The sequence below is a fragment of the Kitasatospora sp. NPDC127060 genome, from assembly GCF_042724935.1.
Classification (GTDB): Bacteria; Actinomycetota; Actinomycetes; order Streptomycetales; family Streptomycetaceae; genus Kitasatospora.
The window spans coordinates 45411-59521 of the sequence record NZ_JBHXEG010000059.1 but is presented as its reverse complement, the minus strand read 5'-3'; the positions used below and the strand labels follow the sequence as shown (position 1 = coordinate 59521).

The following is a 14111-nucleotide window of genomic DNA, read 5'->3' as shown; positions in this document are numbered from 1 at the left end:
CTTCCCGCCCCTCGGCGTTCCGGGCCGCTCAGCGCGAGGCGCGCAGCTCCGGCAGTTCGATCAGCTCGGTCTCGTCCTCGGGCGTCAGGTCCACCACGGTCGGCTCGCCCGGCTCGGCGTCCCCGGCGCGGACCGGCCGCTGCTCCGGCCGCACGCCCGCTCCGGCCTCCCGCGCCTCCCGCGCCTCCCGCGCCTCCTGCGCCTCCTGCGCCTCGGCCCGGGCCTTCGCGGCGACCGCCTCGTCACCCACCACGTCCGCCAGGTCCGCGCGCTCCCCGAGCTCGGCGACGCTGCCCACCGCCGGCGCCGGAGCGGCCGGCCGGACCGCCGCGCCCGTACCCCGGCCGAAGAAGCTGAAGCCGTGCCCGCGCGCCTGCCCGGACTGCGCCGGCCGCGGACGCTGCCGCTCAGCCGGAGCCGGCACCGGCGCGACGGCCGGAGCACCGGGCGCCCCGCCCAGCTGACCGACCGTCGCGGTCAGCGCCGGGCGCAGCGGCGTGGCCCGCACCGGCGCACGGTCCGCCGGCGCCTGCGCCGGGGTGGGCACCGAGGGCGCGACCGGGGCGGGCACGGAGACCGACCCGGCCACCGGGGCCGCGGCCGACGTGGCCTCGACCGGGGCAGTGCGCGCCCGCAGCGCGACCTCCGCCCCCGCCGTACGCTCCCGCCGCGCCTCCTGCTCGGCGGCGCGCCGCTCCAGCAGCCGCAGCACGGACGCGGCGCGGACGAACGCGGCCGGGCTGGCCGGGTACTTGGGGCGGCTCGCGGCGAGCGCCCGCTGGGCCGCCTCGGCCTCCTTGAGCGCCTGCTCGGCCACCGCCACGGCCCGCTCCCGCAGCAGCCGGGCGATCTCGGTCTCGGCCTTCGCCAGCCGCGACTTCTCCGCCGTCAGCCGCCGCCCGAACCGGGTGGCCCGCTCCTCGGCGACCTCCGCCGCGTACTCGGCCTCGGCCAGCTGCTCCTCGAACCGCTCCTCGGCCCGCAACCGCTGCGCCGCGGACACCTCGGCGGCCGCCCGGGCCGCCTTGTCGCGCTGGCGCAGCAGCACCGCGAAGCCGAGCGTGGCGATCAGTGCGGCGATGCCCACCGAGCGCACCAGGACGGTGTCCTGACTGAAGAGCAGAGCGGCCAGTGCGGCGACCAGCAGTACGCCGGCGGCGGTGGGGGGAAAGACCCGGCCGAGGACGGAGGAATGACGGTGGCGTCCGCGAGACATGCCAAGAAACTAGCGTGCGAATTGGGGCCGTGTCAGCCCAGGGTCCCCCTTCACCCTTGACAGTGCGCAGTTTTTACCGCACGTGCCCGGCTTTTCACTCAAGATCACGAAAAAAGGCCTGCTCAGCGAGGTCCGTCGGGATCCGGCCGTTCCGTCAGCGGGGCGAGGCCGCCGAACCGCTCGGATCGTCGTGGTTCTCCGGCAGCTTGCACACGTGCTGGAGCCAGAGCGCCGCCGCGATCACCGCGGCCCCGGCGAGCACCGAGAGCCCGGCGGTCACCGCCTGGTCCTTGCGGGCCGACACGTCCAGCTCGCCGAGCAGGAAGATCCCGGCGCCGGCGTAGATGCCGGTGACCACCGAGGAGACCAGCGCGCTGGCCTGCCCGAGCACCACCGCCCGGGCCGCCAGCAGCGGGTCGACCCGCTTCGCGCCGGGCTGCCGATCGCGCACCGCCTTGAGCCGGGACCGCAGCGAGAGCGCGGTCGCCAGCAGGATCACCGCGACCGCCGCCAGCACCACGGGCGCGGCCGCCGGCACGGCCGGCAGCGTGTCCAGGGAGGCCCACAGCTTGGAGCCGGCCCAGGACAGCGCCGTCGTCGCGGCGGTGATGCCGATCAGCAGGCGGAGGCGAAGCAGCTTCACTCGGAGGTGGTCCTTCCAGGGGTATCAGGTCCTGTCCGGCCGATCTTGGCGGCCCGGCAAGATCGGCCGGACAGGACCTAGAGCGGGCCGCCCGCCCGGTGGCCCGGTACGACGGCGTCAGGCCACCGTACCGGGACGGGACGGGCGGACATCCACTCGTACGACCGGGCCCGGTGGCCGAGTTCCCCGGCCGACCCGGTGGACCCGACCGACCGGGCCGCCGGCCGGTCCCGCACGGTGCTACTCCGGCAGCGTCAGCCGGATGTCGTCGCGCCGCTTCACGCCCTGCGCGTCCGGGCCGCCGAGGGCCTCCAGCAACGCGCCGACCTGCCCGTGCCCGGGCACCTCGGCCTCCGGCTGGGCGTCCAGCCAGGGGGCGAGCACGAAGGCCCGCTCGTGCGAGCGCGGGTGCGGCAGCAGCAGCTGCGGGTCCTCGCTGACGACGCCCTCGTACGCCAGGATGTCGACGTCCAGGGTGCGCGGGCCCCAGCGGACCTCCCGCACCCGCCCGAAGGCGTCCTCGATCGCGTTGCCGCGCTCCAGCAGGTCCCGCGGGGGCAGCGAGGTGCGCAGCACCACGACCGCGTTGTAGTAGTTGGGCTGTTCCTCCGGGCCGCCGACGGCCGCGGTCTCGTAGATCGCCGAAACGGCCTTGATCCTCAGCCCCGGAGTGTCGGCCAGGGCGTCGACGGCACCCTGCAGGGTGTCCAGCCGGTTGCCCAGATTGCTGCCGAGCGCGATCACCGCACAGCGCTGGCTGTGCAGCGTGGTGTCGGCGGAGTCCACCCGGCTCTCCAGGTCGAACGCGTTCGGCTCGGCGATCGGGTCACTGCTGTTCATCGAAGAAATCCCTCTGCATCGGAAACCAGGCGCGCGGTGGGGGTCATGCGCGGCCCCGGTGGATGGTCACGGTCACGTCGTCGAACGGCACGGTGATCGGGGCGTCCGGCTTGTGCACGGTGACCTCGACCTCCTCGACCGCGTCGTGCTTCAGGCACTGGTCGGCGATCCGCTGCGCCAGGGTCTCGATCAGGTCGACCGGTTCCCCGGCGATGATCGCGGTGACCTCCTCGGCCACGATGCCGTAGTGCGCCGTGCGGGTGAGGTCGTCTCCGGACGCGGCGGGGCGGGTGTCCAGGTACAGCACGAGATCGACCACGAAGGTCTGGCCCTCGACGCGCTCGCGCTCGAAGACGCCGTGGTGACCCCGGGCTCGCAGCCCCCGCAGGGTGACGCGGTCCAGCAAACGAATCACTGCTCCCAGTCGGACGGGCCCCACCCGGGAAAAGGCATGGACGGGCAGGGCGAAGGCGGGCAGCACGCCCGCCACTCCGTTTCGAATCTACCCGCGAGCGCGGACAACGCCTGACCGTCCTACCCGGCACGAACCGTCGCCACGCGCACCGGAATGGCGATTGACGTGAACGTTCGGTGACCACCCGGAAATTCCCCGGCAACCACCCGGCGCCGATTTCCCGCGGCCCCCGGAATCAGTCCTCGTCGTCCTCGTCCCCGCTGGTCAGAACGGGTGAACCGTGGTGCGACCAGAGCTTCCACCCGGCCGGGGTGCGACGGAACAGATTGCTCGACACGACCTTTCCGCCGACCAGCGGCCCGAGTTCCCCCTCCTCCTCCGCCTCACCGCCGGAGAGGATGTTCTCGGTGCACGTGACAAGGGCCACATCTCCGTGGACCTCGGCCTCGACATCGGTCAGGAAGAACTGGATGTACTCCGTGTTCATCATGATCAGCATGTACGAGCGGGTCACCTGCGCCCGCCCGCGCAGCACCGGCCAGCCGGGGTGCACGCAGACCACGCCGCCCTTGTCGTCGGCGTGCTCCGGCCCCAGCCAGGCCTCCTCGACCGCCTCGAGGTCGCCCCGCTCCAGCGCCTCGTAGAACGCCCGGTTCGCCGCGAGCACCGCCTCCAGGTCCATCTCCCGGGCCTTCCCGGCCGTCCCGCCGCTCAACCTGCCGTCACCTGTCACAGACCCTCCCTCACCCCAGCCGCGCCGCGCGCTGCCAGGCCGCGACCACGCGGACGGCGTCCGCCGTACCGGACACGTCGTGCACCCGTACCGCCCAGGCTCCGGCCCGGGCCGACAGCACCGAGACCGCGGCCGTCGCGTCGTCCCGCTGCCGGGCCGGGCGCAGTTCCCCGGTTCCCGGGTCGGCGAGCAGCGTACCCAGGAACCGCTTGCGCGAAGCCGCGACGAGGACGGGACGGCCGAGCGCGGTGAGCGCGTCCAGCCGGCCCAGCAGCGCCCAGTTGTGCTCGGGGGTCTTGGCGAAGCCGAGCCCGGGGTCGAGGATCAACTGGTCCTCCTTGACCCCGGCGGCCAGCAGCGCCTCCATCCGCGCGGTCAGCTCGGCGACCACGTCCCGTACGACGTCCTGGTAGACGGCCAGCCGGTCCATGTCGGCGGACTGCCCGCGCCAGTGCATGACCACGAAGGGCGCGCCGGTCTCGGCGACCACCCGGGCCATCGCCGGGTCGGCGAGGCCGCCGGAGACGTCGTTGACGATCGCGGCGCCGGCCTCCACGGCCCGCTCGGCGACCGAGGCCCGCATGGTGTCGACGGACACCAGCACCCCGGCGTCGGCCAGCTCGCGCACCACCGGCAGCACCCGGCGCAGCTCCTCCTCCTCGGGCACCCGCGCCGAGCCGGGCCGGGTGGACTCGCCACCGACGTCCACCAGGTCCGCGCCGCGGGCCCGCAGCGCCAGCCCGTGGGCGATCGCCTTGGCGGGGTCCGACCACAGCCCGCCGTCCGAGAAGGAGTCCGGCGTGACGTTGACCACGCCCATCACGGCGCAGCGGTCGAGCCGCGGTAGTCCGGCCGGCAGCGAGAAGGACGGCGAGTTGCTCATGCCCCCATTATCGAACGGGGCCCCCGCCGAGGATTCTCGGCGGGGGCCCCGGACGGTACGAGGTGCCTCAGGCGGCCTCGCCGACCTCGCGGGTCGACGGGACGGGCATCAGGCCCTGACGCTGGCGCTTGCGGCCGAAGCGCGGCATGCCCAGGGTGATGAAGGCCTCCGCCTGCATCGCGGCGAAGCCGATCCGCGGCAGGTCCCGGGTGCTCGGGAAGACCAGGAAGCGCGGCTCCCACTCGGGCTGGAACTTGGCGTTGAACTTGTACAGCGACTCGATCTGGAACCAGCGCGACAGGAACACCAGCAGTCCGCGCCAGGCCCGCAGCACCGGGCCGGCGCCGATCCGCTCGCCGCGGGCCAGCGCCGAGCGGAACATCGCGAAGTTGAGCGACACCCGGCGGATGCCCAGGGCACCCACCTCCTGCAACGCGGCGACGATCAGCAGCTCGTTCAGGCCCGGGTCGGCGGCACGGTCGCGGCGCATCAGCTCCAGCGAGATGCCGTCCGGCCCCCAGGGCACGAAGTGCAGCACGGCCTTCAGGTCGTCGCCGCTCTCCCCCTCCTCCGGGGCCTTGTGGGCGGTGACCACCACGCAGTCGTCGTCCAGCGGGTCACCGAAGCGGCCCAGGGCCATCGAGAAGCCGCGCTCGGTGTCGGTGCCGCGCCAGCGGGCGGCGGCGTCGGCGATCCGGTACTTCTCCTCGGCGGTGAGGTCGGAGACCCGGCGCACCTTGCAGGAGTAGCCGTTGCGCTCGATCCGCTTGACCATCTGGCGCACGTTGCGCATGGCCCGGCCGGAGAGCGAGAAGGCACCGGTGTCGACGATCGCCTCGTCGCCCAGCTCCAGCGCGTCCAGGCCCGCCTCACGGGTCCAGACCTCGCCGCCGACCTCGCTGCAGCCCATCACGGCCGGCACCCAGGCGTGCTCGCGGGCCTCGGCCATGAACACCTTGATCGCGCCCGGCCAGGCCTCGACGTCGCCGACCGGGTCACCGGAGGCGAGCATCACGCCGGAGACCACCCGGTAGGAGATGGCGGCCTTGCCGGTGGGCGAGAACAGCACGCTCTTGTCGCGGCGCAGCGCGAAGTAGCCGAGCGAGTCGCGCTCGCCGTGCCGCTTGAGCAGCTCGCGGACCTTCTCCTCGTCCTCGGCGGTGAGCTCCGGCTTCGGCTTGCCCGGGCGCAGCGCCAGGTAGGCGGTGGTGAAGGCGGTCAGCAGGCCGAGGCCGCCGAGCAGGTAGGCGACCAGGTCGGACATCCGCTCGTTGGTGTAGCGGACGGGGCCCTCGAAGCCGAACAGCCCGTACCCGACGTGCTGCAGCCGCTCGGACAGCCCGGGGTGGCCGAGCTCGTACCGGGTGCGGGTGCTCACGATCAGCAGACCGAGCAGCACGCTGAAGGTACCCATCACGACCAGGTTGACCACCGCGCCCCAGCGGGTGCGCGGGTCGGCCTTGGCGTAGAACTCGCGCTGGTGCACCAGCATCACGGCGAGCACCACCAGCGAGACGACCGCGGGGCCGATCTGGTGCCAGCGCACGATGTGCAGCGCGGCGCTGAGCGGCAGCAGCACGCAGACCGCGCGCCAGGCCCGCCGCTTGCGCCGGCGAAGAGCGTGCGCCAGCGGCACCAGCAGGATGCCGACCATCAGCGTGCCCACCGCGGCCAGGCTGGTGGTGCCGCCCGGCAGCTGCCCGGCGAAGGTGTGCATCTTGGTGTGCCGGAGCTTGGGGAACACCGCGCTCGCGATGTCCACCAGCCCGATCAGCAGACAGGCGTAGCCGACCGCGCCGGGGAGCCAGGCCCTCGGGACGGTGGCCGCCTGGTTGCGCAGCGTCTGCAGACCGCGCCGACGGCGCGGCGGCTGCTCGGGGCTCGGCTCAACGGACACGGGAACGCTCATGGAAGCTCAGCGTAGAGGCTGCGGGGCGGTGTCCGTTCACTCCGGGGGAGCACGTGTGATGGACCTTCATGCCTATTCCTTCATCAGGCAATGCGCATACCAAGGATCCGGAAACGGACGGTAATCCGGTGCCGTGGGCGCGCTGCGGGTTGAGCCGGGGTGGAAGCCGTGGGCCCGCCGCCGCGTGGCGGCACAGGGCCCTCCGGCACGTGGTACGTACGGTGGACGCCGCATTCTAGGGCGCCGGTTGCCCCGGACCTCCCCCCACCCTCCCGACGCCGCCGGGGTGCCCGGACAGCCTAGCTGCGGTGGCCCGGTCTGACGCCCCGCCAGACGATGAAGCCTGCATCGACAGCGTCCCACCGGAAGGCCGACCGCATGGAACTGACCAGCGACGTGCTGGTGAACTCGCTGCTCGCCCTGGGAGCGGCGGCCCTGGTCACCACCTTGTGGATCTGGCCCCGGCTGGCCCGGCAGCGCCCGCTGCCGGTACTCGGCCGGATCGGCCTGCTGACAGTCGTTCAAGTCTCGATCCTCGCGGTGCTGGCGCTGTCGGTGAACAACTCCTTCGGGTTCTACACCTCCTGGGACGACCTGCTCAACCCCGGCGGCGCCAAGCTCGCGCTGGCCGGCAACGAGAACCACAACGGCACCCCGGTCTCCGAGCAGCTGGTCCAGCCGACCAACGAGGGCGGCCTGGAGGGGGTCTCCAACCTGCCCAAGGGCACGCCGGAGGAGGTCGGCAAGGTCGAGTCGGTCCGGGTCAACGGCAAGGACACCGGCTTCTCCGACCAGATGTTCGTCTACCTGCCGCCCGAGTACTTCGACCCGAAGTTCGCCCTGGTCCGCTTCCCGGCCGTGGTGGCCCTCGCCGGGTTCCCGGGCACCACCCTGAACCTGATGAAGGAGCTGCCGCTGCTGCAGACCGCGATCGAGCTGCAGCGCTCCGGCAAGATGCCGCCGACCGTCCTGGTGATGGCCCGCCCGGCGGTCACCCCGTCCCGGGACACCGAGTGCGTGGACGTTCCCGGCGGGCCGCGCACCGAGACCTGGTTCGTCAAGGACCTGCCCGAGGCGCTGCACAGCGCCTACCGGCTCGGCCGCTCGGCCGGCTCCTGGGGCGTGTTCGGCTACTCCACCGGCGGCAGCTGCGCGATGCGCCTGTCGATGCGCTTCCCGAACGTCTACGGCAACGCGGTCGGCCTGCACGGCGACTTCTCGGTGCGCCAGGACCAGTACACCGGCGGCGACCTCTTCAACGGTGACAAGGCGCTGGCCCAGCAGCACGACCTCGGCTGGCGGCTGCAGAACCTCCCGGCCCCGCGGCTCAACCTGCTGGTGGTCTCCACCCGCAAGGAGGGGGACTACCCGCAGACCGTCCAGTTCGTCGACCAGGCCACCCAGGTCGCGGCCGCCAACCCGCAGTTCAAGGTGGAGTCGCTGTACCTGGACGACGGCGGGCACAACTTCGACAGCTGGACCAGGGAGCTGCCCGCCTCGCTCGAATGGCTGGGCTCCCACCTCGGTTAGCGCGGACGAGTGACTACCCGCCGGTCGGCCCGCCCGGCCGGCGACTCGGGGGGACGTATCGCGACCGCCCGTCCGACCCCGGGCGGGCGGTCGCCCCGGATCCGCGCAGGAGGCGCCGTGCTGAGTACCAGATCGCTGTTCGACGAGATCTACCGGAACGACCAGGCGTACCAGCTGTTCTGCAGCATCGCGGCCGACGGGGAGGACCAGGGCGGCTGGGAGAACGAGCGGATCACCGCCCTCACCCGGGATCCGGTGCTCGCCCCGAAGATCGCCCGGCACGGCGCGGACGAGCGCAAGCACGGCCGGATCTTCAACCAGCTGCTGCACAAGCGCGGCCTGTCCAAGGTGCCCGTCCCGGACGACGCCGACTACTGCATGCTGCTGGAGCGCCTGGGCGTCGGCCTCTCCCACGAACGGCTGAACAGCGACGCCCCGCTGACCGACCGCGAGATCATCACCTACCTCGCGCACAGCCGGGTCACCGAGCAGCGCGCGGCCGAGCAGATGCGCCAGCTGGTCCGGGTGTACGAGGACAACCCCGAGCTGGGCCGGGCGATGCGGATGATCTCCGCCGACGAGGACAACCACCTCGCGTACTGCCACGAGGAGCTGCTGCGGCTGAGCGCCGAGGGCCACGGCCCGTACATCCGGCACGTCCTGGAGACCAGTGCCCGCGGCGAGATCCGCACCCACCGGGACGTCGGGCTGGCCGTCACCGCCCGGATGGCCCGGATCCTGCGCTGGTCGCGCTGGCGGCTGACCGTCGTCACCCTCGGGGTGCACGCGCTCTACCTGTACGACCGGGCCTTCGGCTGGCGCCGGATGGTCACGCTGCGGATGCCGGAGCGCCGCAACGCACTGGGCACCCCGGCTCCGCCGCATGCGGAGCCCGAGGTGCCCTGAGTCGTCGCCGGACCGCGGTCCGGTCCCGCCCTATCGACCGATGATGAGGCTCATCGCCTCGGCCCGGGTGGCCGGGTCGCGCAGCTGGCCGCGGACGCAGGAGGTGATGGTCTTGGCCCCGGGCTTGCGGATGCCGCGCATCGACATGCACATGTGCTCGCACTCGACCACGACGATCGCCCCGCGCGGTTCCAGGATCCGCATCAGCGCGTCGGCCACCTGGCTGGTCAGCCGTTCCTGCACCTGGGGGCGGCGGGCGTAGACGTCGACCAGCCGGGCGAGCTTGGACAGCCCGGTGATCTTGCCGCTGGTGGACGGGATGTACCCGACGTGCGCCACGCCGCGGAACGGCACCAGGTGGTGCTCGCAGACCGAGGTCAGCTCGATGTCCTTGACCAGCACCATCTCGTCGTGGCCGAGGTCGAAGGTGGTGGTCAGGACCTCCTCGGGCTCCTGCCACAGGCCCGCGAATATCTCCTTGTAGGCCCGCGCGACCCGGGCCGGCGTCTCCAACAGGCCCTCGCGGTCCGGGTCCTCCCCGACGGCGAGGAGCAGCTCGCGGATGGCGTTCTCGGCCCGCTTCTGGTCGAAGGCACCGACGGCGGGCGGACCGTCGAGCGTCACCGGGTCGATCATGCGGGCCTCGCTTACTCGTGGGAAGACTCTGGCTGAACAGCACGGATGCCGCGCCTCCAGGGTACAAACCCTGGTGACGCGGCATCCATTCCCTACGGTGGCCGAAATCAGCTCTCGGTCGGCGGCTCGGTGGCCGGCAGCGGCGGGAGCTTCACGATGTCGACCGGCGCGGTGTCCGAGGCGGCGGCGCCGTTGGTGAGCGCCAGCTCCTTCGGCGACTGCACCGGCGGCCGGGTGGACGGCGTGCGGCGGGCGGAGCCCGTCCAGGCCGGCCGGGCCGGGCGCTTGACGATCGGGGCGAAGATCTCGGCGATCTGCTCCTTGTTCAGGGTCTCCTTCTCCAGGAGTTCCAGAACCAGGTTGTCGAGCACGTCACGGTTCTCGACCAGGATCTCCCAGGCCTCGTTGTGCGCGCTCTCGATGAGCTTCTTGACCTCTTCGTCGACCAGCCCGGCGACCTCTTCCGAGTAGTCGCGCTGGTGGCCCATCTCGCGGCCCAGGAAGGGCTCCGAGTTGTCGTTGCCGAACTTGATCGCACCCAGGCGCTCGGTCATGCCGTACTGGGTGACCATGGCCCGCGCCGTGGCGGTGGCCTTCTCGATGTCGTTCGAGGCACCGGTGGTCGGGTCGTGGAAGACCAGCTCCTCCGCCGCACGCCCGCCCAGCATGTAAGCCAGCTGGTCGAGCATCTCGTTGCGGGTGGTGGAGTACTTGTCCTCCTCCGGCAGCACCATGGTGTAGCCGAGGGCCCGACCGCGGGACAGGATGGTGATCTTGTGCACCGGGTCGCTGTACTGGCAGGCCGCCGCGACCAGGGCGTGACCGCCCTCGTGGTACGCGGTGATCTTCTTCTCCTTGTCGGACATGATCCGCGTGCGCTTCTGCGGACCGGCCACGACGCGGTCGATCGCCTCGTCCAGGATGCCGTTGTCGATCAGCTTCTTGTCCGAGCGGGCGGTCAGCAGCGCGGCCTCGTTGAGGACGTTCGACAGGTCCGCGCCGGTGAAGCCGGGGGTGCGCTTGGCGACGGCCGACATGTCGACGTCGGGCGCGATCGGCTTGCCCTTCTGGTGCACCTTGAGGATGTCCAGACGGCCCTGGAGGTCGGGGCGCTCCACCGCGATCTGGCGGTCGAAGCGGCCCGGGCGCAGCAGCGCCGGGTCCAGGATGTCGGGGCGGTTGGTCGCCGCGATCAGGATCACGCCGCCCTTGACGTCGAAGCCGTCCATCTCGACCAGCAGCTGGTTGAGGGTCTGCTCGCGCTCGTCGTGGCCACCGCCGAGGCCCGCACCGCGGTGCCGGCCGACGGCGTCGATCTCGTCGACGAAGATGATCGCCGGGGCGTTCGCCTTGGCCTGCTCGAACAGGTCGCGGACGCGGCTGGCGCCGACGCCGACGAACATCTCGACGAAGTCGGAACCGGAGATCGAGTAGAACGGCACCCCGGCCTCGCCCGCGACGGCACGCGCCAGCAGGGTCTTGCCGGTACCGGGCGGGCCGTAGAGCAGCACACCCTTGGGGATCTTGGCGCCGACCGCCTGGAACTTGGCCGGCTCCTGCAGGAACTCCTTGATCTCGTGGAGCTCCTCGACCGCCTCGTCCGCGCCGGCGACGTCGGCGAAGGTGGTCTTCGGGGTGTCCTTGGTCAGCAGCTTGGCCTTGGACTTGCCGAACTGCATGACCCTGGAGCCGCCGCCCTGCATCTGGTTCATCAGGAACAGGAAGACCAGGACGATGATCACGATCGGCAGCATCGACAGCAGCAGGCTGACGAAGGTGCTCTGCTTCTCCGGGCTGACGGTGTAGCCCTCGGTGAGCGAACTGCTCTTGTCGTTCATCTGCGACTGCAGCTTGTCGGCGATCGCGACGCCCTGGTCACCGATGTACGAGGCCTGGAACTTGGTGCCGGAAGGGGCCTTGCCCGTACCGGCCGGGGACAGCGTAGCGCCGTCCTTCAACTGGATCTTGATCGTGTTCGAGTCACCGGTGGTGATCTGCGCCGACTTGACGTTGTGCGCGTCGATCGCCGCGACAACTTGACCGGTGTCGACCGTCTTGTAGCCGTTCGAGTCCGAAACGACCTGCATCAGTACGATGACGGCGAGGACGGCCAGCACGATCCACATGATCGGCGCACGGAAGTATCGCTTGACGTCCATCCATGCGGGGCGTTGCCGCCCCGTCCCTCCTGCCACTCAGCGGCGCCGGCCGGCTGTGGGCCGCGGCGCATCCGGTCGATGCTCATGTGAAGAGCGGTTTATTGGACCGTACCGCAGTCGGACCCGCCCATGGCGGGAGCACGGCGACACGGCTGTCGTTCTTTGTCCCCCCGGGTCCAACGGGCGGGAACGGCCTACTGTTCCCACCCGTAGCCCGAACGGGCCCTCAGCCGCCGTAGACGTGCGGAGCGAGGGTGCCGATGAAGGGCAGGTTACGCAGCTTCTCCGCGTAGTCCAGGCCGTAGCCGACCACGAACTCGTTGGGGATGTCGAACCCGACGTACTTCACGTCGATCTCGACCTTGGCCGCGTCCGGCTTGCGGAGCAGGGTGCAGACCTCGAGCGAGGCCGGGCCGCGCGAGCCCAGGTTGCCCAGCAGCCAGGACAGCGTCAGGCCGGAGTCGATGATGTCCTCGACGATCAGGACGTCCCGGCCGGCGATGTCGGTGTCCAGGTCCTTCAGGATCCGCACGACGCCGGAGGACTTGGTACCCATGCCGTACGAGGAGACGGCCATCCAGTCCATGGTGACCTGCGAGTGCAGGGCCCGGGCGAGATCGGCCATGACCATCACGGCCCCCTTGAGGACGCCGACGATCAGCAGGTCCTTGCCTGCGTAGTCCCGGTCGATACGCTCGGCCAGCTCCTGGAGCTTGGCGTCGATCTCGTCCTTGCTGATGAGCACCTTCGCGAGGTCAGCGCCCATGTCGTTCTGGTCCACCGGGGATACGTCCTCAAACGTTCGGGGTCTGTGTGGCCGGCGGCCGGCTCCCCCGGGACATGCCTCGCCCTCAGTCGCCCTGCCGCCGAAAGACCAGCGTGCCACACCTGCGGGTGGCCTCGACGCCCCCGGGTAGGTGCAGCGGCCCCTGGCCCCGCCATCCGGTGACCAGCAGGTCCACCGTCTCCAGGTGCCGGGCGAAGAGGTCCCCGGCCGGACAGCCCGCGCGGAGCGCGGCCCGGCGCAGCACCCGGCGCCGCACCGCGGACGGCAGTTCGGCCAGTTTCACGGCGTCCAGGGCACCCTCGCCCGTACGGAGGTCGCGTTCGGCCAAGGAAGCCCACTGGTCGAGGGCGTCGGCGTCGTCGCGGAACAGCCGGGCGGTCCGGGCCAGCGCCTCCACCACGCCACCGCCGAGGTGCTTCTCCAGCACCGGCAGCACCTCGTGGCGGACCCGGGAGCGGGTGTAGGCGGGATCACAGTTGTGCGGGTCGTCCCAGACCGGGATCGCCTGGGCGGAGCAGGCCTGCCGGGTGGCCGCCCGGTCCAGCTCCAGCAGCGGGCGGCGGTAGCGGCCCTTCTGGGCGGGCATCCCGGCCAGCGAGCGGGAGCCGGAGCCGCGGGCCAGACCCAGCAGCACCGTCTCGGCCTGGTCGTCCCGGGTGTGGCCGAGCAGCACCGCGATCGCGCCGTGGCGCTCGGCGGCCTCGTCCAGGGCGGCGTAGCGGGCGTCCCGGGCGGCGGCCTCCGGGCCGCCGGAGCGGCCGACCAGCACCGGGACCGCCTCGACCGGGTCCAGGCCCAGCGAGCGCAGGCGCTCGGCGACCTGGGCGGCCCGGTCGGCGGAGCCGGCCTGGAGGCCGTGGTCGACGGTGACGGCACCGACCCTCAGGCCGATCTTGGGGGCCTCGAAGGCGGTGGCGATGGCCAGCGCCATCGAGTCCGCGCCGCCGCTGACGGCGACCAGGACCAGCGGCGAGCCGGGCGCGGCCGGGGTGCGGGGCAGCCCGGAGGGGTGGCGGGCGGCGTTGCCGATCAGGGTGGTGCCGACGGCGGCACCCACCAGCGGCGCCCCGGCCGGGCGCTCGCGGGGCTCGCGCACGGGCGCGGTGAAGGTGGTACCGGCCTCGGCGGCGAGGTCGGTGAGCGTGCGGCGAACGGCCAGGCGTATCGCGGCGACTGCGGGGTGAGGGCCCACGGCGGACGACTCCTCGACGGAGGGGACAGGACTGCGGCGGGCGGCCGGAACCGCGCACCAGCATTGCGCCGCGTTACCGGGCGCTCACAGATGGTGGCAGAAAGTGGGGACCCACTACGCCACCCGCGCCACCGGTACGACCACCGTCCCACGTTCGGGTGAATGGAGAAACGTATCTTCACCCACGCTCTGCACGATTGGACCACTCGTACGAGCGGGTTTGACCGCCGCCGACCGACGGCGGCCCCACTGCGCGCCGGGA

The 14111-nt window shown here is 72.0% G+C and carries 13 protein-coding genes; 2 read left to right on the top strand and 11 right to left on the bottom strand.

The genetic code is table 11. From position 1 onward, the window contains the following. Nucleotides 1–28 precede the first annotated feature (28 nt). The 7 genes from ACFWIS_RS28065 to ACFWIS_RS28035 form a co-directional block, all read right to left on the bottom strand. Nucleotides 29–1216: a hypothetical protein gene (locus tag ACFWIS_RS28065; RefSeq protein WP_380461728.1), complete on the bottom strand. Its 1188-nt coding sequence runs from the start codon at nt 1214–1216 to the stop codon at nt 29–31. 154 nt (nt 1217–1370) lie between these two features. After that, nucleotides 1371–1859, bottom strand: a complete 489-nt coding sequence (locus ACFWIS_RS28060; RefSeq protein ID WP_380461727.1) for a DUF3180 domain-containing protein — start codon at nt 1857–1859, stop codon at nt 1371–1373. A 240-nt stretch (nt 1860–2099) separates the two neighbouring features. Next, on the bottom strand, nt 2100–2699 hold the full coding sequence (gene folK / locus ACFWIS_RS28055) for a 2-amino-4-hydroxy-6-hydroxymethyldihydropteridine diphosphokinase (RefSeq protein WP_380461726.1): 600 nt from the start codon (nt 2697–2699) through the stop codon (nt 2100–2102). Between the two features lie 43 nt (nt 2700–2742). Continuing rightward, on the bottom strand, nt 2743–3102 hold the full coding sequence (gene folB / locus ACFWIS_RS28050; protein WP_030288941.1) for a dihydroneopterin aldolase: 360 nt from the start codon (nt 3100–3102) through the stop codon (nt 2743–2745). Nucleotides 3103–3349: 247 nt separating this feature from the next. Further along, nucleotides 3350–3796 carry a nuclear transport factor 2 family protein gene (locus ACFWIS_RS28045; protein ID WP_380461729.1) on the bottom strand — a complete coding sequence of 149 codons (447 nt, stop codon included), beginning with the start codon at nt 3794–3796 and terminating at the stop codon, nt 3350–3352. 61 nt (nt 3797–3857) lie between these two features. Continuing rightward, a complete protein-coding gene (gene folP, locus ACFWIS_RS28040; protein ID WP_380461725.1) occupies nt 3858–4730 on the bottom strand; it encodes a dihydropteroate synthase in 873 nt (290 codons plus the stop codon). A gap of 67 nt (nt 4731–4797) precedes the next feature. Continuing rightward, nucleotides 4798–6639, bottom strand: coding sequence for a phosphatidylglycerol lysyltransferase domain-containing protein (locus ACFWIS_RS28035; protein WP_380461724.1), 1842 nt, complete (start codon nt 6637–6639; stop codon nt 4798–4800). A gap of 378 nt (nt 6640–7017) precedes the next feature. Here ACFWIS_RS28035 and ACFWIS_RS28030 point away from each other — a divergent pair, with 378 nt between their 5' ends. Continuing rightward, the gene (locus ACFWIS_RS28030; RefSeq protein ID WP_380461723.1) at nt 7018–8169 is read left to right on the top strand and encodes an alpha/beta hydrolase; all 1152 of its coding nucleotides are present in this window, start codon (nt 7018–7020) and stop codon (nt 8167–8169) included. Between the two features lie 117 nt (nt 8170–8286). After that, entirely contained in the window at nt 8287–9075 is a 789-nt protein-coding gene (locus tag ACFWIS_RS28025) for a ferritin-like domain-containing protein (RefSeq protein ID WP_380461722.1), read from the top strand. Between the two features lie 30 nt (nt 9076–9105). On the opposite strand, the gene folE is transcribed toward ACFWIS_RS28025, so the two are convergent. The 4 genes from folE to tilS form a co-directional block, all read right to left on the bottom strand. Then, complete coding sequence (folE, locus tag ACFWIS_RS28020) at nt 9106–9711, bottom strand: GTP cyclohydrolase I FolE (protein WP_380461721.1); 606 nt, start codon at nt 9709–9711, stop codon at nt 9106–9108. Between the two features lie 107 nt (nt 9712–9818). After that, nucleotides 9819–11870 carry an ATP-dependent zinc metalloprotease FtsH gene (gene ftsH / locus ACFWIS_RS28015; protein WP_380461720.1) on the bottom strand — a complete coding sequence of 684 codons (2052 nt, stop codon included), beginning with the start codon at nt 11868–11870 and terminating at the stop codon, nt 9819–9821. Between the two features lie 226 nt (nt 11871–12096). Continuing rightward, nucleotides 12097–12651: a hypoxanthine phosphoribosyltransferase gene (hpt, locus tag ACFWIS_RS28010; protein WP_045692298.1), complete on the bottom strand. Its 555-nt coding sequence runs from the start codon at nt 12649–12651 to the stop codon at nt 12097–12099. A 70-nt stretch (nt 12652–12721) separates the two neighbouring features. After that, complete coding sequence (gene tilS, locus ACFWIS_RS28005; RefSeq protein ID WP_380461719.1) at nt 12722–13849, bottom strand: tRNA lysidine(34) synthetase TilS; 1128 nt, start codon at nt 13847–13849, stop codon at nt 12722–12724. Between the last annotated feature and the right edge of the window lie 262 nt (nt 13850–14111).